This is a genomic window from Paenibacillus taichungensis, from assembly GCF_013359905.1.
Taxonomy (GTDB): Bacteria; Bacillota; Bacilli; order Paenibacillales; family Paenibacillaceae; genus Paenibacillus; species Paenibacillus taichungensis.
The window spans coordinates 340,323-361,786 of sequence record NZ_JABMCC010000121.1 but is presented as its reverse complement, the minus strand read 5'-3'; the positions used below and the strand labels follow the sequence as shown (position 1 = coordinate 361,786).

The following is a 21,464-nucleotide window of genomic DNA, read 5'->3' as shown; positions in this document are numbered from 1 at the left end:
AGGGGAGGTTTTGTATGTTTTCGGCTCATATAGGCAAGCCGATCCTTCGCAACCGACTCTCTTCTTCTATTTCTCTACCGGAACATCTTGAAGCCCTTGATGTATTGCACCCAGCAGACGATGAGTGGGATCACAGCCGTATTCCCAGAACATGATGCCGGCCAGTCCCTGATCCTTCACGTAATCACATTTGCACTGAATCGATTCTTCATCATCATAAGATATTAAGCTCGACCCATTAAACAGAAACGGTGCACAGGCTTCCTCATCCCAATAACGGATATAACCATTCTTGTTGATGTACTTCGCTTCCAGTTCGGCAAATGCCGGACCATAGCCGCCTGTGCTACCGGCCATTTGGTGAAGGCCGTGGTTTCGGTCAGGAACCTCAGTCCAGATCCGGGAGTAGAACGCAGCGCCGATAACGATCTTCTCCTTCGGAACGCCGGCACGGACGAACACATTTACGGAAGCATCTGTACTAATTCGGAACAGATCACCGGTTGGTGTATACAGATTCGTATGATGTCCGGTCAGAACCTGAAAACCGCCGCGCATATCATAGGTCATCAACTGCACAAAGTCCAGGTACTGCTGCACCTCAGCCATCTCTGTACCGTCTACGTAGTATTGATCAGCCCCTGCCGCAATGGTGAGCAGATATTGACGGCCATCCTCGGAGCCCTTGGCATCCAGCGTTTCCCGGATCGTTTTGAGAAGTAAGGTGAAATTCCGTTTATCATCAGGACTGGATGCGATACCGGCTTCACCGTAACAAGGATACTCCCAGTCCAGATCGATTCCGTCAAAAGGGTATTCCTCCAGCACCCTAACCGCTGATGCGGCCATACTGTCCCTTCCAGACTGGGTTGAGGCGGCTTCAGAGAAACCACCAGCGCTCCATCCGCCTACGGAAAGCAGCACCGTTAGATTCGGATGCTCCCGCTTAATATTACGGATAACCTCTCCGTTTTTTAAATGCTCGGTGGAGATTTCATCATTCTTGACATGTCCAAAGGCTACATTCAGATGTGTTAATTTCAACAGATCCTCATCCGTCATGTCGGGAAGAACAGAATCGACGACATAACCAGTAGCAATATATTTCGTCATCCGCTTTCACTCCGATCCATTCAATGATTGAGATATCGCAGCAGCAATCTGCAGAGCTTCCTTGCCTGTACCAATCTTGTACCCTGAGGCCGAGTATCGGATTTGATCCTGATTATCCAACACGAACAGATGCGGATAGCCCGCTTCGTGAGCGGCAGGTTTCGAAATGAAACCGGACAAGGCCGCATAACTTGAATCCCGTACAAAAATCGTACGTACCGGCAGCTTCGGATAAGCCCCAGAGTCAAAGGAGGCGTTCCATTCTGTATCTCCGATCACCAGCACAATTGGCACGCCCAGCTTATCCAACGGCTCAGCCAGCTCACACAGCTCACGAATCAGATGTTTGGTCGGTTCCCGTTCTGGTTCAATCCACGCGGCAATGGCCCCCTCTGATCCCAGAAGGTCCTTCAGCACCACCTCTGAACCATCCAAACGAGTCAGTTCATTGCCGGTTGCCAGTTTACCAAGCACAGGGATGTCTACCACCGTCTCGCGATAAGTCAGTACTACCTCCGTGGTGGCTCTAGCCCGAACGATGCAGTAAATGAAGCGGACTCTTACCGTTCCATCTTTCAGACGGATGCCAGTCGTTAAGCGATAAGCTCCCGGTTCAACCTCAAATGGATCGCTATAGATATCAGTGTGACCATATGGATAAATCAGCGTTTTGTACACGCCATCCTCCAGACGGGCCAACGAGAAATTCTCCGCATAGGATGCTGACGGCGCATCCTCCCGAGCCTCTGAATCCTTGAGAAGTTGCAGCATTCCCCAGCTTGAGCTCTCCTGATTTCGCGAAGAGGTGAGACTGAACACCGCATCCTCCCAGCCTTTGTCACTAAGATACTGCGGTTTCTGCTCGCTCGGATGCAATCGGGCCGGAATGCCCAAACTGCGGCACACAGCGACAAATAGTATATCGAGCGACTGTGGATCTCCCTTCATCAGGCTGTACGTACCTACAGGGTTTCCCTTGCCTTTCAGGTTAGGGAGATCCTCATAATACGAATAGCTCTGTTCCAGATTGCATGCAAGCATCGAAGGATCTTCCCTGAACGCCGCTGCTTCTTCCTCGGAATAAGCATTCTGGAATACGGATCGATAAGGCACCACCATTTCATAAGAGACCCTCGGGCACAGGATGTACTTCACAAACGTCTCTTCTGCCCATCGTCCACGCTGCGAAAGTGCACCTATAAGATGATCGTCCAGTGTCGGCCGAAAAGTATCAATCAAGTCTTTTTCGTTCATCGACTCCAGCAACTGTAGTGGCCACTCTCCAAATTCACCGGAACGTTCCTCTAGGAAAGCAGCGATTTCGCGGCTGTTACCCCGTGCCTTCTGTAGAATATCCCATACGCGCTCCGGAGGCAGTCCAGTTGTATGAGCCAATGCAAATGCATCTTCCTCACTCAGGAATGTATCCTCATATCCACTCCGAATCTTCGTACCTTCCTCCAGGCGGCGGTTGTGATCCCGGATCTTCTCTTCTGGTAACGAAGCCACTACTTCTCCCTCCCCTTCCGGAGGAGGAACCATATCAAAATCCACGATCCCTGATGGCTGCTCTAACGATTTCAACACAAGCTCAACATGAGCACCGTCCTGAGCTTTGAATAGAATTTCACCCCACTTGCTACCACTAACCGCACGAATCACTAGGTCGCCATGGCCTGTCTTAAAGGAAGCTTCTCCTTGCTCATCAGTCTTGATTTCGGCAATGGGATAAAACTCAGCACTATTGTATAGCTCAAAGCGGACACTCGCTTCAGGCACGGGCGCTCCCTGCTCATTTACCACCTTCACGCAGATGGTATGCGCTGGCGCATAGTTCTCCAGTAAATTGATCTCCGTATATCCCTTCTCGGAGAGTGTTATATCCTCCGGTCCCGGATAGTCGGCAAATATCCTCGTATTAATCAGCATGGCCCTGCGGGCTGGTGGACTGAACCACCCTTGATTCAATCCGGCTTCCGGCTCGCATGCCCCAATGTAATACCACTGGCCGTCCGCCCAGGCTTCTACCCAAGCATGATTGCTGTCACAGTGAGCCCAGCGTGGTGTGTAGACCTGACGGGCAGGTATGCCAATGCTACGAAGAGCGGCTACCGCCAGCGTGGATTCTTCTCCACAACGGCCGCGGGCATTCCGAATCATCGTCAGCGGCGATATCGTTCGCAGATCGCTGCCAATATAAGTCGCTTTTTCATGACACCAGTAATTGGTCTCCAGAATGGCATCCGCCATGGATAATTTCGCTGTCCGGTCGGCCAACTCGTCAAAGATAATGCCACGGAAATCTTCAATATTCTCTGTATTGATTCGATAGGGGAGCACAAAATGCAGAAACAGATGATCTGGTACGCGTTCCCCCCAAGGCACACGCTTGCGAATGTCCAGTGCCCGACGCACATGACTGAGGAACAGTTCCCCATCATAATCAGCTAGGTCGTTCACCGGCATGTAGGCATACACATATTTTAAAGCCCATGCCTCTTCTTCAGTTAATGGCTGCTGAAACACATGAAACAGTTTATCTTTGCGGGTATCCGCAAAGTTTAACTTCTCCTGGAATTTCTGCTCGATCCACTCCAAGGACTGTGCATCCATCGAGAACACTAAGGTTTGGCTGGTCATCGCTAGCTCACTCCTTCCACAGCTTTCCGTCTTCCCGAATACAGATTAAGGTGGTGCCGTCCGAGGAAGGCGTACTAATCTGGAATAGGCTACGGGTCGTTTCAATTACAGGCTGGCAAATCAATGTTTCCTCACCCATAAGTAACTTCACATCCTGTGTAAATTCACCATGGGCTTCAAAATAATTGCGTTCACGGTAGTAGAGTCTGCGAAGTTCCCATTTGATTCGTTCGTCTTCTGGCAGCTCAAAGGGCTGCTCCATTCCGTCATCCGAAAATACGACATATCCCCATAGCTCCGGATAATGCATGTTGATAATACCCATGGGTGACCAGACCCAGTTGTCCTCCGGATAAGGTTTACCTGTATCCGGATTCACCACCTTGCGGTACTCACCATCCTGCACCTCGGTCTGCCATTCCACCCGTGAGAAGTTGACACGCCAGAACTCACCCGGTGCAGGAGGACGGTTGCCTTCTGCACATTCCTTTAGGCTGGTCCACGGAATCGCGACCTCGACGCTCCATTTTCGGTTATCGGCGCCAGGTGTGTTCAGCTCCCCATCGATATGTACAGCCGTCTTAAGACCGCTGATATCCCAACCGTTGACCGGAGGTCCACCATCCCGATATGGCTTCACCAATAACAGGTCCCACACCGTATTCAGCGCATTGATCTCGAACTCATAATATTGATGGGTATCCCCGTCGGGATCGATAAAAATCTCAAAATCATTGTCATAGAAAATAACAGAGTCCCGCTCGGTCAACGTAGCCCATATCTGATCTTCAATCAGTTCGGCAGCAAAGTAGAAATGGTCGTCATCCCACAGCATTTTTACCCGAGTCTGTTTTGCTGGTTTCGGACGAAGATCCCCTTCGATATCAACGAAATCATCTGTCCAATGAGCTGCATCCCAGAATGCCTTATCTACGCGGCCGTCCAGCATCAGCGGTTCCTGCGCACGCTTGCATATATAATGTTTGGGAGCATACTCAATCTTCGGCTCAGGTACTCCACTTTGGTTCATATCGCTCTCTCCGCTTCATGAGGGAGGGCATGCATCTATAAGTGCATGCCCTCCCGTAATGTTAGTTATGGGTAACAACGGCTCCTGAACCGCCGTACATTTCCAGTTCCTCGTCGAATTCGAGCTTAAGAACCGTCACCTGCTCATGTGTGTCCTCCGGGGTCATTTTGATCCACGTTGTCCCCGGGATATTGAACCAAGGCACACCCCCATGAATCTCATGGTTAAGTTCTTTGCCCGAGTGCAGCACAGTAATCTTCTTGATCTTATTGCATAGTCCCTTGATGCATACATTCTCTTTTGGATCGTCATAAACAAACAGATATAATGTCTTTCTGTCCTCGGATACGGTGCTTCCCCCCAGATAATAGCGAGGCATAATACCTTCGCCCGTTCCAAAGACGGCCTCTTCATGGGTTCGGATCCAAGCTCCCAGTCCAAGCAGAATATCCTCCTGCCTCTTATCAATGGTGCCATCCTCGCGCGGACCGATATCCAGCAACATGTTGCCACCCATCGAAATACAATCACAGAACATCCGAATGATCTGATTTAACGATTTGTATTTATGGTCTGTTGGCACATAGCCCCATGATGTGTTGATCGTGGTGCAGAACTCCCATGGTCCCTCCGGTCTTGTAATCGGGATGCCTTGCTCTGGCGTTTTATAATCCCCATAACCTTGAAGGCGGGAGTTGATGATGACATCTGGGTTCAAAGATTGCAGGTAATGCTTGAACTCCGGCAGGTTCCACTGCTCGGCGCTTCGCTCCCAGTCCCCATCGAACCACAGCAGATCCACCTTTCCGTAATTCGTCATGATCTCCCGCAGCTGGTGGTTATTGAACTCAAGGAATTTCTTCCATTTCTCCTGATCCTGAGCACCATCCACAGGGCTTGAATGCCGATTGACACTGCTGAGATCCTCCGGTACCTTTCCACCTTCAAACACGCTAGGATAATCCGGGTGCGACCAATCAATCAGCGAAAAGTACATCCCCAGATGTATGCCCTTCTCCCGAATTGCTTCCGCATATTCCCTCACGAGATCCCGATTCGCTGGTGTCTGCTTAACGACATTGAGGTCACTATACTGCGTATCCCACAGAGCAACACCGTCATGATGCTTCGTTGTCAGCACGGCGTATCGGGCTCCGGATTTCTCAATTAAGTCCGCCCACTTCTGTGCATTAAACTTCGATGCCGTAAAGCCGTCCAGCTGCTTCATGTACTCTTCGTAGGAGATCCTTCCATTATAGAAGGACCAGGATTCCGAAACCCCGTCCACAGCATAGATGCCATAGTGGATGAATATTCCCAGCTTGGCCTCTTCAAACCATTTCTGCATCCTTGTTCACACCTCTTTCTGGAGTCCTTGTTCTTATTGGCCTGTGTTCCAACGATCGTATGCCCCTTGATACAGTTCAACAATACGGTCGCTGCCCATTTTTTTGATCTGTGCAATATACTTATCCCAGTTCTCAAGCGGCTCTTGGCCTGTTACGAACTTCGCTTCCATCTGCTTGACGTACGTATCCAGATCAGATAATAAAGCGGTCGCTTCGCTTTGCTCTTCATTTGTTAAATAAACGTTGGGGAATGGTGATTTTCCGATAGGCACCAATTTCTCTTGATTCTGCTGGTCAAGCCATTCATCAAATTCGGTGCGAAGACCTTTCGCGATATCCGGATCATTAATACCCGGTGTCAAAATGCCATAGTTCGGCGTGATTTTACCGCGATATTCCTCACGATCCCCGCCGCCAGGAACAGGCAGCCACTCTTTTACGAGATTTTCCTTGTCTTTGAATTTCCACAGCAGACCTTCAGGACCTTGATTGAACAGGGTCGCCCCATCATAGCTGTACATATAATCGATCCAACGCATAGTTGCCTCAGGGGACGGGTTGCTGCTCGTAATAGCAAAGGTACCACGTGCCGATATGCCTGGGTGTTTACCGTATACAGGTGAGTCTGCGATCTCACTCTTCACGGGTGTCATCAGCGGATGCTTCGTGCTAGGCTCGCCGCCGAGTGTGAAGTATGGATGGTAGTCATTGAACAGCGCAAGCTTGTTGCTTTCGCCTTTTGCTTTTTTCTGATCGCCTGTTTGAGAGAAGGTCTCATGATCCAGCAAATCTTCTTTCCACAAGCGGTTCATGAACGTCAGATAACCTTTATAACCTTCTTCTTGATAAGGATAGTGAACTTTTCCGTCCTTATCCGCGTAGATTCCTTCGTTGTACATTCCCCAGAATCCGAAGAAGTACATACGAAGATCGTCCAGTTTTACAGAAGTAAGCGGAATTTCATCTTGTTGTCCGTTGCCGTTAGGGTCTTCTTCCTTAACACGCTTCAGGTACGTATATAATTCTTCCGTCGTCTTAGGTTCCTCTACATTAAGTGCTTTTAGGAATTCCCCGTTATACCACATCGGGCCTCTGTACCACACGGCAGCCGTATCGATAAATGGCAGTGCATACATATGTCCGTCAGGCGTTGTAAATGATTTGCGAACATCCGGGTTTTCGTCGAGAATCTTCTTAATATTCGGGGCATAGCCCTCATCAATGTATTTTTCCAGTGGGATCAGAATGCCTTGAGTTCCATAAGTAACCTGCTCAGCTGGCTTGAGATCCGCAGCATAGAACATATCCGGTAAGTCGCCGCTTGCGAATACCAGGTTCTTCTTTGTTTCAAAGCTGTCGATCGGCGAAAGCTGGTACTCCAGCTTGATGCCTGACAATTTCTCCATCTCTTGCAGGACTGGCATCGTGTTCCAGTCGGCTACGCCTGCATCCTGGGACATGACCTTTAACGTAAGTGGTTTGTCCACAATCGGGAATCCTTCTTTTTTGACCCCTTCGACATTTGAAGTCGCAGAACCTCCATCTTCATTGGAACCACAAGCTGCAAGCAATGCTGCTGATAGGGTAAGGCAGAGTACAATGGATGAAGCCTTGCGAAGCTTTTTCATGACGACAACTCCCCTTTTTTAGTGTGGATTATGGTTTAAGATCATCCCTTAACGGAACCGATCATAACACCCTGCACAAAGTAACGCTGAAGAAATGGATAAATTGCAATCACAGGTAAAGTTGAAACAATAATGACAGCATATTTGACCAGCGCAGCAATTTCCGCTTTGGAATTCATCGCTGTTGCTGAAGAGGTATCGATAGCTCCCCCGCCCTGTGCTGCCATCTCCTGAAGTACCAGGATTTGGCGCAGAAAGAGCTGCAGTGGATACTTCGAGGAATCATTTAAATAAATCATGGCACTGAAATAGCTGTTCCAGTGTCCGACACCGTAGAAGAGAGCCATCACGGCAATGATTGGCATGGAAAGCGGAAGCACAATTCGAATGAACAACCGAGTGTTGGTACACCCGTCGATATGGGCCGCTTCCTGCAGCTCCTTGGGAATGGTCGATTGGAAAAACGTACGGCATACGATAATATTCCAGATGGATGCAGCTCCCGGCAGAATAAGTGCCCAAATGCTGTTCACCATACCAAGATCTTTAACCAGCAAGTAGCTCGGGACAAGCCCTCCGCTGAAGAACATCGTTACCATAAACATAGCCATGAAGAATCCACGTCCCGCAAAATCAGAGCGGCTGAGCGCGTAGGCTGCTGGAAGAGTAACCATCAGGTTGACGAGTGTACCTAAGACAGTATAGATGATCGTATTTTTGTACCCAATCCAGATGTTGGTGTTCTCAAATACGCGGGCATAACCTTCAAACGTAATTCCTTTAGGTAGCAACCACATCTCACCGGAGCTTACAAATTTGGGATCACTGATTGAGGCGCTAATGATGTATAACAGCGGGTAAAGCACAATGACGAGCGCTATCGTCAGATAGATGTAGTTGCACCATAAGAACACTTTATCGCTTCTGCTTTCCTTAACCGCGGTTGACATGTGTTTTCCCCTCCTTTTACCACAAACTATTTTCACTGGTGCGACGTGCTATTTGGTTCACCGTAATCAGCAGAATTGCATTAACTACCGAATTAAACAATCCTACAGCTGTGGAGAAACTGTATTGCGCATCGACCAGACCGGACCGATAGACAAATGTCGAGATGACATCGGATGAACCCATGTTCAACGGATTTTGCAGCAGCAAGATTTTCTCGAATCCGACACCCAGAATACTGCCCATATTCAGAATTAACAAAATGGTGATCGTAGGGATGATCGCTGGAATGTTAATATGCAGAATCCGTTTAAACCGGCTCGCACCGTCCACCACAGCTGCTTCATGCAGTTGCGGGTCCACACCCGAGAGAGCTGCGAGGTATATAATGGTACCCCAGCCTGCACTCTGCCAGACACCTGAGAGTACGTACACCGTCTTGAACCACGCAGGGTCCGTCAGAAATTGAGGGGCCTGAAATCCAAGAGCCTCCACCAAATTGACAATCATGCCTGACGAAGGCGATAAGAAGGTAATGATCATACCCGACATAACAACGACCGAAATAAAATGTGGTGCATACGTGACCGTCTGTACGGTACGTTTAAAGAAGGAGTCCTTTACTTCATTGAAGGCTAACGCCAGAATGATCGGCAGCGGAAAACCTATAGCCAGCTCATACAAGCTGATACTGAGGGTATTCCATAACAAATCCCAGAAATAATACGAATTAAAGAAGCGGATAAAATGATCGAACCCAACCCACGGGCTTCCCGTAACACCAAGCGTCGGGATAAAGTTTTTGAATGCGATTTGTATGCCGTACATCGGCCCGTAATGAAAAATCAGAAAGTATAGAAATGCTGGCGCGATAAACAGATACAACTCCCAGTTTCGAATCATCCTTCTCCATAATTTATTTTTCTTGCTGTTCGGAATCGTGTACACCGATAGGTTTTGCGACAAGGCGGACTTCCCTTCTGGCTGCATCAGTTGTTTCCTCCTTTTCTAAATGAAAATCCGTCCGTTTTGTAAGAAGAGCGAAACACTCCTGTTCAAATGTAAGGAATGAGTCCCGGACCACATTTCTATCATGCGAGGCCTTGTTTCCCTCGCAATTTGGTAACGCTTACATACTGAGTTTATGGATCATTTCCGAATCCGTAAATATGCTATTTCGATCTTCACTGTTAAAAACACGGAAAGTACTGTTAAAACAAGGGTTTACGCTTTTGGTTTAAACTTGTCATTGTCATTTTGGAGGCATAAAACATGTGGAATTTGACTCATTTTCCTCTTAAAGTTGTCGTTTAGAGTAGCTTCGCATGAACTTGAGAGATGTCCGATCTGAATGAAAGTTGAGAAACAGACCTTAAAGTCAAAACCCACATATGTTTAGGAAAGAGGTATTCCATGTGTGTAGGTCGCATTCTGGATTCACATCGGTCATACAGGTCGCAAGGTCTTAGCATGCTCTGCCCATCGATATCTTGAATGTAATAGCCAGTTCCTCTTCATTGCTACTTTGTTTCTCCCCCTTTACTTATGCATTTGTCTTCCTTCTCTCCTGATGCTTAGAAAAAGTAATAAGGATAGATTTAATTCAATCACATAAATGTAATATTATCTATCATATATTTACCACCTGCATCAAGCTCCCTTATGGCTTGGCTTTATTCTATGAGTTTCTTCCCCGCTCGGTAAATATGTCGTTTTTATCCTTGACTACAATGCACAAAAACGTAGATAAACACTGGGTATATCCAGTCATATATGTTGATTTTGCACATGACATGGGGAGCTGGAATGAATGATAATTTTTGGATCAGGCCAGAAAAAAAGCCGCTCCGTTAATACGAAGCAGCTTTATCACCTATATAGATATTGATTTACATCTTATAAATGACAATTTTAATGTCATATAACATTACACAAATTAGCTTAATTCTACTTCACTAATCATCTATGAGTCACAAAATATAACATTTATAAATAGAATTATTACATTTCAGTCGGACTACTCAAGATTCGGACTGAAAGACAGCCCCTCTCCCTACGCAAATTCTTCATATCGATCGTCGGTTTCAGAAAGAAATCAAAAAAAAAAGCGCGCTCCGATCAAGGATCGAAGCACGCTGGTAAGGCTCGATTATTTTCCAGAAGGCTGTGCTTCTGCAGTGTATCCTGTTGGAATGTCTGTCTCTGCGGTAACATCAGTAATAACCATTGGATACATCATGTCCGGGTCAGGTTGGATAATGGTATACAGCACAATGGCACGTCCATCCTTCTCCAGTTTCACATCTTCAATCTTCAACCCATAACCAGGATGAGGCATTTGTGCGGTCAGTTTGACTTTTACCGTCTTGTCATCCACTTTGGTTGATGTCACGGTAGGCACAATCCCTTGTTGGCCTTCGCCCGGATTCGTTGGAGTCGGTTCAGTCGATCCGCCATTGCCGTGCTTATCTACGAATTCAAGTGCATTGAAGATCATGCTTGCAGCCTCCATACGGGTAAGCGACTGATCTGGACGGAAGTTTCCGTCCTTATCCAGTTCAATGATGTCCATGTTCAGCAGGTTCTGGACCGCAGATTTGGCGTCCTTACCGATTTTATTTTCGTCCTTAATATCATTATACAGCATGATCACCGGATATTCTCCGGTTGTATTAATCCCTTCAAGGAGCAAAATAGCAAACTGCTCACGCGTCATTTTGGCCTGTGGATTCAACTCCACCGGAATGGACAGACCATTCTGTGTTGCAGCCTGAACGGCATCGGCGTACCAGGTCGTTGGACTAATTTTATTTTGTGCCGAGGCGGCAGCGTATTCATTCTTCAGACCAAAAGCGTTCACGATCAGTTGAACACCTTGTGGCTCGGACAATGCGAGATCTGGACGAAATAGATCCGCCGTTACTCCATTAACAACACCCTTGGCATGTAACGAGTCCACAATCGTTTTTTGTCCTTCATCTTTTACATCCGAAAATGCAAGTACCGATGCACCTCCTGCCGTCAAAGACACGCAGAGCGCAAGCGTTGCAGCCAATCCTTTTTTATGTTTCATTTCTTGGCACCTCCATATTTAGTAAACCCAATTTTTGACCTCTTCAATCCTACAGACGGGAGACTCTCCTGAAATGTTTCAGTAAAATCAACATCTGGTGAATAAATGACGGAAATACTGCATATATCCCTTACTCTGCGGGCGCTGATCTGCTTTCTTTCCATTATGCTTGCTTGCTTCGTTGACATCCTTAACGATTAGCGCAAAAATAAGAATAGAGAATTCTATCGAATGACGGATAAACAGCAAACCGGATCGCATAAAGTAAGAGGGCACGACGCGCTATTATCAGGTGTCGGCCCTTTTCTTGACTCCGATTCCAAACCAACTTTTACCCTGAACAAAGGAGAACAAATCTTATGTCCAAGAAAGGATTACTACGAGGCTATGTCATTGCCAACTGGCCCGTATATCTGTTCGCTGTACTACTGATTATTGCCTCCAATGTGGGTCAGGCGTCCTTGCCCCGAATTCTGGGCAGCTTCACGGATCAACTCATGCAGAACACCCTTCAGATGAATACGGTGATCCGGTACAGTCTTTCGCTTTTGGCTATAGCCATCGCTTATAATCTGTTATTCGGTACCGGGCAATTCATGATCATGAAGCTTGGACGCCGCTTCGAATTCATGACACGTGAGCGCATTTTCGGCAAGTTTTCCGAACTTAGCGAGCACTATTTTTCCAAACAGGGAAATGGGAAACTGCTCAGTTACGTCATGAATGATGTCACCTCTGTACGTGAAGCCATCTCCAACGGCGTCACCATGATGACCAATGCAACATTTCTATTATTATCTTGCATCGTGATGATGCTGCTCAGCGGAATCCCGATGAAACTTATTCTGATCAGTATTGTGCCTTTGCTGGCCATTCCGTTTCTGGTCGTTTTTTTCGGTCCGCGAATTCGCAAGCGCTCTCGTGATGTGCAGGATGCTCTTGCAACCATGACGGAATCCGCAGAGGAACAGCTGGGTGGTATTCGTGTAACCAAAACATTTGCCATTGAAGACAGCGCCCGTGAACGTTTTGGATTCACAGTAGATGCAATCAAAAGCAAACAGCTGCGGCTTGTTCGTCTGTCCTCTCTATTTCAGGCCTTGCTACCGCTACTGGGTGCCATTTCATTGGTTGTCTCCCTGCTTGTTGGCGGAATTTTGACGATGCAGAACTCCATTACACTCGGAAGTTTTGTTGCATTAACGCTATACTTGCGGATCATCATGGGACCGCTTCAACAAATCGGTAATGTGATCAATACCATGCAGCGTTCTGGAGCATCACTGGAGCGGGTAAATGATCTGTTGACGGAAGTGCCTGACGTGCGCGAGCTTCCCAATGCGACCAGTCTCAAAGCCGTGAACGATATCACGATAGAGAATCTGTCCTTTTCCTATCCCGGCAGTTTATCCCCTGCGCTCAAAAACATCAGTCTGAATATCCAGGCAGGACGAACCGTGGGCATTGTGGGCAAAACAGGTTCTGGTAAAAGTACCTTTGTGAAGCTATTGTTGCGTACATATGAGCCGCCTGAAGGCACGATCCGTATTAACGGAACCGACATCCGGCAGCTGTCGCTGGAAAGTCTGCGATCCCGTATTGCCTATGTACCGCAGGATGGATTCCTGTTCAGTACAACCATTCGGGACAACATCGCTTTTAGCGACCGTGAGGTTCCGCTAGACACCGTAGAGCACAGTGCACGACAAGCGATGATATACGAGAACATTATCCGGTTCCCTGATCGGTTCGATACCCTGCTGGGTGAGCGCGGACTCACGTTGTCTGGTGGGCAGCGTCAGCGCACCAGTCTGGCACGGGGGTTGATCAAAAAAGCGCAGGTGCTCATTCTAGATGACAGTATGAGTGCTGTGGATGCCGTCACTGAAAGTGGCATTCTGCGCAGCCTTCGTGAGATCGGCAAAGGAAAAACAACACTAATTATCTCCCACCGGATTAGTGCGGTCCGTCATGCCGACGAAATAATCGTTCTGGATGAAGGCCGAATCGCTGAACAGGGAACACACGCAGGTCTGATGGCCGCAAAAGGGTTATATGCTGCAACCTATCGTTTGCAGGAGGAGGGATTACATCATGACTGACCGTAACGCTGAAGTTCGTTCAGATGCCGGAGCACAAGCACCGTCAGGGCATGGGTCCGGTTCCGATGCAGGCGCAGACCAGAGTAAGCGCACTTCCTTCAAAGCGATGATGTCCTACGCCAAACCCCATAAATGGGCCTTTGCAGGTATTTTTCTCTGTTCGCTGCTCGGCATCTCCGCCGATTTGCTTCAGCCTTACCTGGTGAAGATCGCGATCGATGATCACCTGGCAATTGGTCAGACCAGTGTAGGTTTCCTTGTCCAGTTGGCAGCTATCTTTCTGGGGCTGGCTGTAATCAGCTTTATTTTTACCTATGTACAAAACAATCTGCTGCAACATGTCGGTCAGAACATCGTCTCTCGCATTCGCAAAGACCTGTTCAAGCATATCTCCAAAATGTCGATGTCTTTCTTCGATCGTTTCCATATCGGCAGTCTGGTGACGAATGTATCCAGTGATACGGAAACGATCAGCAGTTTCTTCACTCAAGTACTGCTTAGTCTCATCCGGGATGGCATGATGCTGGTGCTCATTATCGTCTTTATGTTCCAGCTCGATCCGGTACTCGCAGGGTACTCCCTCATCGTGTTGCCTGTGATCGCCATCGTTGCGGTATTATTTCGGAGCCAGCTACGCAGGGCTTATCAGAATGCCCGAACTCGTCTCTCCCGTTTGATTGCATTTACGGCAGAGAACCTGTCCGGCATGTTTTTGATCCAGGCCTTCCATCAGGAAGAAGAACAGAAGAAAAGATTCACGGAACAGAACCAACTTCACCTGAAGGCCAATATCACACAAGCTCGTTCGAATGTTATATTCAACCGGACGTTTGATATCCTTGGCAATGCGGCGCTTGTTATGATGGTATGGCTTGGAGGACGTGCCGTGCTGGGTGAATCATTGCAGGTGGGTGTGCTCTATGCGTTTATCAGTTACATCCGTCAGTTCTTCCAGCCGATTAACCAGATCACCATGCAGTGGAACACATTCCAGTCGACAACCGTATCCATGGATCGAATCTGGAACATTCTGAGTACTCGTCCAGAAGTCGATGACCCCAAACCCGGGACTGCCTCCACACTTGAACCACGGAACGTGATGGGACAGATTGATTTTAATGATGTTTCATTCGGCTATCGGGCAGATCGCCCCCTGATTCAGCATATGAATCTGCATCTTTATCCAGGTGAAATGGTGGGTATTGTAGGCACAACAGGCGCTGGCAAAAGTACGTTGATCTCCCTGCTCAATCGCTTTTACGATGTGAATCAGGGCAGCATCGAGATCGATGGCGTAGATATTCGCCATTTCCCGCAGGCCAATCTTCATCGGATCGTTGGTCTGATCCAGCAGGAACCATTCCTATTCTCAGGCTCCATCATTGACAATGTACGCATGTTCCGCGAGGATATTACAAGAGAGCAGGCTATTCAGGCCTGCCGTTTCGTCGGAGCACATGCCATGATTTCACGTTTACCGCAAGGGTATGATACTCGTCTTTCCGAACGTGGAAGCGGTCTGTCGGCCGGAGAACGTCAACTGATATCGTTTGCCCGAATCGTGGTCTTTCAACCCCGAGTGCTTATCCTGGATGAAGCAACCGCCAATCTGGATTCGCATACCGAACAGTTGGTACAACAGGCGCTGGAATCCGTCTCTCAGGGAAGAACAACGATTGTTATTGCACATCGATTATCTACAGTCATGCATGCAGATCGGATTCTCGTTATGGAGAATGGTGAGATTGTCGAGGAAGGCTCACATCAGAAGTTAATCGATGCTGAAGGGGTATATGCTGATCTTTACACCCATGCGCGTGAAGCCGGTAACGATTCAGCTATTTCTGGCTAGCTCATCCAACCAAATGGGTTTTATAACGTTGAACGTGCCGCTCTGCGATGCAGGCGGCATGTTTGGTATATTTTCTGGGAAATGATGTTAAGGAGGCGTATTTATGAAACCTGAATTATCTAAATCATCAGAGTCGAAGCTTGAGCATCGACAGATTGGCTATCGCCGTTTCACGGCTACATGGAAAGGAGCAATATGTCTTCTGTTCTTTCTGTTATGTGTAACCCTGTTATGGATCATCTATGACGATCATGCTGGACAACTGGAGACATTGTATTATTCCATCGCAGCCATTCTTGGCATGTGGTTTATCGGGCCTTTATTTTTTATGTTTCTATCCCGCGCAATCGCGAGTTCTCCTGTGTTATTATCCTGGAATGATGAAGGTCTTCATACCCTTAAACGGACCATTCCCTGGAATGAGATTCGTAAAATTGAGCTTGGCTCTCCCGCCTTCAGCAAATGGATATTGTCTGCTTCCCCCATGATTGCCCTGTATTTGAAAGACGGCACCCGGCGTCATATCCAGACCGATCATTTGCTAACCAAAAAAGAGCTCGTTCGAGCAGTCGTCCTTTTACAGGAGACGCTGCGTGAGAAACAGCAACAGGACATCTGAAATCCAGCTCACATCATTCCGACTTTTCGATACCAACAGACAGGTTCATTCTATAATTTCCATACGGCAAAATGGCTTCCAGCAAACTGCCAAGCTGCTCCATGGTTCCTGTGCGTACGATCATCAGATAACAGCCCTCTCCGCTGACACGGTGAACCTCCACGATGTCTTCACGTGCAGCCATAAATTCACGGAAGGCGGCATGTCGGTCGCCGGAATTCAGAAAAATCGTTACAAATGCCTGCAGGCCCAAGCCGAGGCGTTCCGGGTTCCATTTTACCGTATAGCCTTCAATCACACCCAGATCATGCAGCTTACGCACTCTCGCACCTACAGCCTGTCCGGTCAGATGCACCTCTTCGCCGATCTCTTTGTGAGAACGTTTGGCGTCCCGGATCAGGCTTTTCAGTATGCGTATATCTGTATCATCAATCGTCTCATTCATCTATTTTGCAATCCTTTCAACTTGAAATTAAAGTGGTCTGTTTACTTTCAGTGTGTTATTTACGCCCATAAACGGGTTGTATAACATATAGGATAATAACATTAATTCCCGAAGGAGTGCAGGTTCGATGAAAATTCAATTGATTCGTAATGCTACATTATGGTTGGAATATGGGGGTCTGAATATACTGGTTGATCCCATGTTGATGGATAAAGAAGTGATGCCTGCTTTCCCGAACACGCCCAATGAATTACGCAATCCTAGAGTCTCCTTACCCGAGACGGAAACAGATTATATGAATCCAGATCTGGTGATCGTTACGCATACCCACCCCGATCACTGGGATGAAGCAGCAGCGAAACAGCTCCGCAAGGATGTACCTCTGCTGTGCCAGCCAGGAGATGAGGCCGTGTTCACTGGAGCCGGATTTACCAACGTTACCGCCGTGGATGAGAAACACGAGTATCATTCTGTCCGTTTGGCCCGCACTTCAGGACAACACGGAACCGGGGAAATTGGCGAACGTATGGGCAAGGTGTCTGGTTTTGTATTGGAAGCTGACGAAGAACCTGTCGCCTATATCGCCGGGGATACCATCTGGTGCGAAGAGCCCGCCGAAGCCATTGGTCAATTCCAACCTGAGGTGATTGTTGTGAATGCTGGCGGTGCCCGCTTCCTGCAAGGAGATCCGATTACGATGGACGGGCCTGACGTCGCTGCCGTGAAACGCCATGCACCGGATGCACATGTGATTGCTGTGCATATGGATGCCATTAACCATTGCATGATGTCCCGTGTGGACCTCGCCAGTTATCTGGCATCCGAACAATTGGACGGACAGGTGCTCATTCCACGCGATGGCGAGAGCTTTGTGTTCGGACCGGATACGGAGTTAAAATAAAGTTCATTGATGAGATGAGTGACTTTTAACAAATGGAGTCTTCTCTAGTAGTTCTCTCCAAGAAACACGAAAAAGCTGGATGTGATTTGTTCGCATCCAGCTTTTATTCACGTTTATAGTTGAGGAACACAACGATCCCAAGGTAGTTCTACCATCGGAGTGCTCAGTGTAACTAACCCTGAATGATTCCTCGACTCATTTCACCTATTATTGAACTTTCAATCGAATTACGTTCCACGAAGCTTTGGCCAGGCTTGCCGTGATCAGTGTATCTGATACTTCTGCATCACCACGATTATGCGGAGCAACGCGATTCGGCTGTGCTGCGGTATTGGCTGCTTTTAGATCATCACTTTCCAGCACAATATGCTCAATCAAGCGGCACTTCCCAAAACTGCGCAGATCCACTTCAAGTGGAAGTGATTCTTCCAGATGACGGTTTACAGCGAAAACAGTTACTTCACCCTGCTCTTCGTTATGCACCGCAATGCCCTCCAGATAAGGAACATCCGTAATTTGTTTGGTGTCATATTTCGGGGACTGGATCAACGGTACAAGTGCTGTTCCACGTCCAAACACGGAAGCATGCATGAACGGATAGAAGATCGTCTGTCTCCATGCAGCACCACCATTATCGGTCATGATTGGAGCGATCACGTTGACGAGCTGCGCCAGACACGCCATCTTAACTCGGTCCGCATGTTTCAGCATACTGATCAGCATACATCCCACAAGCAGTGCATCTTCATGGTTGTATACGTCCTCCAACTGTGGCGGAGCAATCTGCCATGGGTCCAGCTTCTTGTCACTTTCATTAGAGTGGTACCAGACATTCCATTCATCAAAGGACAGGAACATCGTCTTCTTGCTGCGCTTCTTCGCTTTGATATAATCGCAGGTTGCTTTTACAGTCTCAATAAAACGATCCATCTCAAGGGAACGCGCAAGGAATGTCGGCGTATCCTGCTCAGCATTACCGTAATACTGATGGAGCGACAGATATTCAACATGATCATACGTATGATCCAGTACCGTTGCTTCCCATTCCGGGAAGGATGGCATACCCAGGGATGAACTTCCGCAAGCGACCAGCTCAATCGTTGGATCTGTCCACTTCATCACTTTTGCCGCTTCAAGTGCAATCCGTCCATACTCTTCTGCTGTTTTGTGACCAATCTGCCACGGACCGTCCATTTCGTTGCCTAGACACCAGGTTTTGATGGCATGAGGCTCTTTGTATCCATGTTTAATACGCAAATCACTATAGTAGGAACCTTCAGGATGATTGCTGTACTCCACGATGTTGCGGGCTGCGTCTACACCCCGTGTTCCCAGATTGACGGCCATCATCACTTCCGAATTCGCCTGTTTGGACCAATCCACAAATTCGTTAAACCCGAATTCATTGGTCTCGATTGTTCTCCAGGCGAGTTCCAGTCTGCGTTTGCGTTCAGACACAGGACCAACAGAATCCTCCCAATTGTAACCAGATACAAAGTTACCGCCAGGATACCGCACAATCGGGACCTGCAGCTCCTTAACCATCTCCAGCACATCTCCACGGAATCCGGCTTCATTCGCTGTAGGATGACCCGGCTCATATATTCCACCGTATACGGCACGTCCCAGATGTTCAATAAATGAACCGTATAAACGTTTATCAACTACGCCAATTGTGAAATCCTTGTCTACCGTCATTTTTGCTTTTTCCATCGTGAAGTTCAGCTCCCTAAGATTAATATAAAAATTAATTGATAATCTATGGATCAACGTTCATATTTATATTAAAATCGATTATGGCACCAATTTCAACCTGAATTTTGCAAAATATTATTCTTTTGACTGGATTTATGTTTAACTTAATTCTATAAATCAAAAATGGAGGAACAGATGTGATTAGAGCAAATACCGATGCAGAATGGCTGCCCCTATACGAAGCACTCGCGAGTGAAGTGCGTCTGCAGATTATCAGACTTGTCGCGGAGACCCCAATGAACGTGAAGGACATTGCCGCATCACTCGGCCTGAGCAGCGCAATTGTAACCATGCATGTTCGCAAGCTTCAGGATGTGGGCATTATTCAGTCCAAAATGATTCGCAAGGATGGCGGCACGCACAAAATGAACAGCCTGGCAGTCGACTGGATTGGCATCTCTATGCCACAGGAAACGGGAGCTTCCCGCAAGCTTCATGAAGTGGCAATCCCTGTCGGGCATTATACCCATTTTGATGTGTATCCAACTTGTGGTCTGGCTACATCCAATCAGGTCATTGGACAATATGATGATCCACGCTATTTTCTGGATCCCGAACGCATGCATGCCCATATTCTCTGGTTTGGACGCGGATTCGTAGAATACAAAATCCCAAACTATATCTTGTCAGGTCAACAGATCAGTGCCATTGAATTGTCACTTGAAATAGGTTCAGAGGCCCCTTCGGTCAACCCAAATTGGCCCTCGGATATTACCTTCATGCTCAACGGAATTCGACTAGGTGAATGGACAAGTCCTGGAGATTCCGGAAATGGACGAGGCATGTTCACCCCGGAATGGTGGAGCGACAGTGTCAATCAATACGGCATGCTCAAAGTGCTGCGGATCACCCATGAGGGCACATTTATTGATGGACAGCTTATGTCCGAAGTTACGCTTGCTGATATTCCCGTGGAACGCAATCAGTGGACATTACGCCTCTCCGTGGAGGAAGATGCGCAGCATGTGGGCGGGTTGACGTTGTATGGTCAAGGATTCGGCAACTATGATCAGGATATTCTGTTCCGTCTGTACTACCAGGACTAATAAACAACAAAAAGAACCTTCCATCCCCCGTATAAGCAGAGATGGAAGGTTCTATATATGTTCATTATTTAATAAGCGTACTGGAACTTAAAGTGCACTCCCACCAAACAGGAAACGGTACTCCCAATGTTTACCGGAGATATCACTAATCGTTACACCGCCGCCAGCATTGGAATAAGTGTGCAGAATTTTGCCGTCACCCAGATAAATTCCCGTGTGGGTAATCGTAGCAGTGGATTTGTTCACACTAGAATACGATGAAGCCGAACTGCCTTTGTAGGACATAAAGTACATCAGGTCGCCACGCTTCAGATTTTTCCAATTGGTCTGAACGGTACCATTAGCTTTCACATAAGCACCTTGTTTACGCGAATCGGATGGAAGCTTGATTCCAAGTGCATCAATAAATGCCTGGCGGACAAAGCTTGAACAATCGAACGTAGCCGTACTGTTACGACTTGCCCCAAATTCATAAGGCGTTCCCCAATATTTCATACCAGCAGCTATGACTTTCTCCACCGAAGCACTGCCTGTAACTGAACTTCCTGTTGTCGTGTTGCCTTTCACGGCTTGTGTATATTTTGAAGAAGATGATATGTATCCTGTCCGGTTACCGGAGTCCGTAACTTTATACCAGCCTGATCCGGATTTTTGCACTACCGTGACAGTCTCTCCTTTTGGCACCAAACGAACAATGCTTGCGGAAGAAGATGGCGATGTACGCAAATTAACGCCCCAGATGACTTTAACTTTTGAATTATCAACTGCCGCTGCTGATGCAGGTGTCGTTAATGCTCCTGTTGTCAGACTTCCCATCAGCATCGTTGCTGTTACACTTGCAGTAATGATCTTGCTTTTCCAGTTCATGATGTCGTGTTCCCCCTGATGTTACAGAATTTTAACCTGGCCTCATTCGCCGGGCTTGCCCCATTGTAAAACGGGCTGTCCATAACGATCATCAGT

16 protein-coding genes are annotated in these 21,464 nt (G+C 47.6%); 5 read left to right on the top strand and 11 right to left on the bottom strand.

The genetic code is table 11. The features are described from left to right. Positions 1–66: 66 nt before the first annotated feature. The 8 genes from HP548_RS29260 to HP548_RS29225 all read right to left on the bottom strand — a co-directional run bounded on the left by HP548_RS29260 (position 67) and on the right by HP548_RS29225 (position 11,781). Positions 67–1,113, bottom strand: a complete 1,047-nt coding sequence (locus tag HP548_RS29260; RefSeq protein ID WP_175383628.1) for a glycoside hydrolase family 18 protein — start codon at positions 1,111–1,113, stop codon at positions 67–69. 6 nt (positions 1,114–1,119) lie between these two features. Beyond that, the gene (locus HP548_RS29255; RefSeq protein WP_175383627.1) at positions 1,120–3,753 is read right to left on the bottom strand and encodes a transglutaminase domain-containing protein; all 2,634 of its coding nucleotides are present in this window, start codon (positions 3,751–3,753) and stop codon (positions 1,120–1,122) included. A gap of 7 nt (positions 3,754–3,760) precedes the next feature. Next, complete coding sequence (locus HP548_RS29250; protein WP_175383626.1) at positions 3,761–4,783, bottom strand: carbohydrate-binding family 9-like protein; 1,023 nt, start codon at positions 4,781–4,783, stop codon at positions 3,761–3,763. Between the two features lie 61 nt (positions 4,784–4,844). Continuing rightward, complete coding sequence (locus HP548_RS29245) at positions 4,845–6,131, bottom strand: alpha-L-fucosidase (protein ID WP_175383625.1); 1,287 nt, start codon at positions 6,129–6,131, stop codon at positions 4,845–4,847. A 33-nt stretch (positions 6,132–6,164) separates the two neighbouring features. Further along, a complete protein-coding gene (locus HP548_RS29240) occupies positions 6,165–7,760 on the bottom strand; it encodes an extracellular solute-binding protein (protein ID WP_064640230.1) in 1,596 nt (531 codons plus the stop codon). A 41-nt stretch (positions 7,761–7,801) separates the two neighbouring features. After that, complete coding sequence (locus HP548_RS29235) at positions 7,802–8,710, bottom strand: carbohydrate ABC transporter permease (protein ID WP_076290184.1); 909 nt, start codon at positions 8,708–8,710, stop codon at positions 7,802–7,804. Between the two features lie 16 nt (positions 8,711–8,726). Next, positions 8,727–9,698 carry an ABC transporter permease gene (locus tag HP548_RS29230; protein WP_076290185.1) on the bottom strand — a complete coding sequence of 324 codons (972 nt, stop codon included), beginning with the start codon at positions 9,696–9,698 and terminating at the stop codon, positions 8,727–8,729. A gap of 1,159 nt (positions 9,699–10,857) precedes the next feature. Beyond that, positions 10,858–11,781, bottom strand: a complete 924-nt coding sequence (locus HP548_RS29225) for an S-layer homology domain-containing protein (protein WP_090997860.1) — start codon at positions 11,779–11,781, stop codon at positions 10,858–10,860. 359 nt (positions 11,782–12,140) lie between these two features. On the opposite strand from HP548_RS29225, the gene HP548_RS29220 reads away from it, so the two are divergent. The 3 genes from HP548_RS29220 (at position 12,141) to HP548_RS29210 (ending at position 16,354) form a co-directional block, all read left to right on the top strand. After that, entirely contained in the window at positions 12,141–13,883 is a 1,743-nt protein-coding gene (locus HP548_RS29220) for an ABC transporter ATP-binding protein (RefSeq protein ID WP_175383624.1), read from the top strand. Positions 13,884–13,989: 106 nt separating this feature from the next. Then, complete coding sequence (locus HP548_RS29215) at positions 13,990–15,735, top strand: ABC transporter ATP-binding protein (RefSeq protein WP_175384007.1); 1,746 nt, start codon at positions 13,990–13,992, stop codon at positions 15,733–15,735. Positions 15,736–15,838: 103 nt separating this feature from the next. Further along, entirely contained in the window at positions 15,839–16,354 is a 516-nt protein-coding gene (locus tag HP548_RS29210; RefSeq protein ID WP_175383623.1) for a hypothetical protein, read from the top strand. A 13-nt stretch (positions 16,355–16,367) separates the two neighbouring features. Here HP548_RS29210 and HP548_RS29205 read toward each other — a convergent pair whose 3' ends face one another. Next, on the bottom strand, positions 16,368–16,799 hold the full coding sequence (locus HP548_RS29205; RefSeq protein ID WP_175383622.1) for an Lrp/AsnC family transcriptional regulator: 432 nt from the start codon (positions 16,797–16,799) through the stop codon (positions 16,368–16,370). Positions 16,800–16,926: 127 nt separating this feature from the next. Between HP548_RS29205 and HP548_RS29200 the strand changes: the two genes are divergently transcribed. After that, the gene (locus HP548_RS29200) at positions 16,927–17,700 is read left to right on the top strand and encodes an MBL fold metallo-hydrolase (RefSeq protein WP_175383621.1); all 774 of its coding nucleotides are present in this window, start codon (positions 16,927–16,929) and stop codon (positions 17,698–17,700) included. Between the two features lie 207 nt (positions 17,701–17,907). On the opposite strand, the gene arfA is transcribed toward HP548_RS29200, so the two are convergent. Next, positions 17,908–19,413: an arabinosylfuranosidase ArfA gene (arfA, locus tag HP548_RS29195; RefSeq protein ID WP_090953023.1), complete on the bottom strand. Its 1,506-nt coding sequence runs from the start codon at positions 19,411–19,413 to the stop codon at positions 17,908–17,910. A 179-nt stretch (positions 19,414–19,592) separates the two neighbouring features. On the opposite strand from arfA, the gene HP548_RS29190 reads away from it, so the two are divergent. After that, positions 19,593–20,501, top strand: a complete 909-nt coding sequence (locus tag HP548_RS29190; protein ID WP_099855718.1) for an ArsR/SmtB family transcription factor — start codon at positions 19,593–19,595, stop codon at positions 20,499–20,501. Positions 20,502–20,588: 87 nt separating this feature from the next. On the opposite strand, the gene HP548_RS29185 is transcribed toward HP548_RS29190, so the two are convergent. After that, a complete protein-coding gene (locus HP548_RS29185) occupies positions 20,589–21,368 on the bottom strand; it encodes a C40 family peptidase (protein ID WP_076290193.1) in 780 nt (259 codons plus the stop codon). Positions 21,369–21,464: the final 96 nt, after the last annotated feature.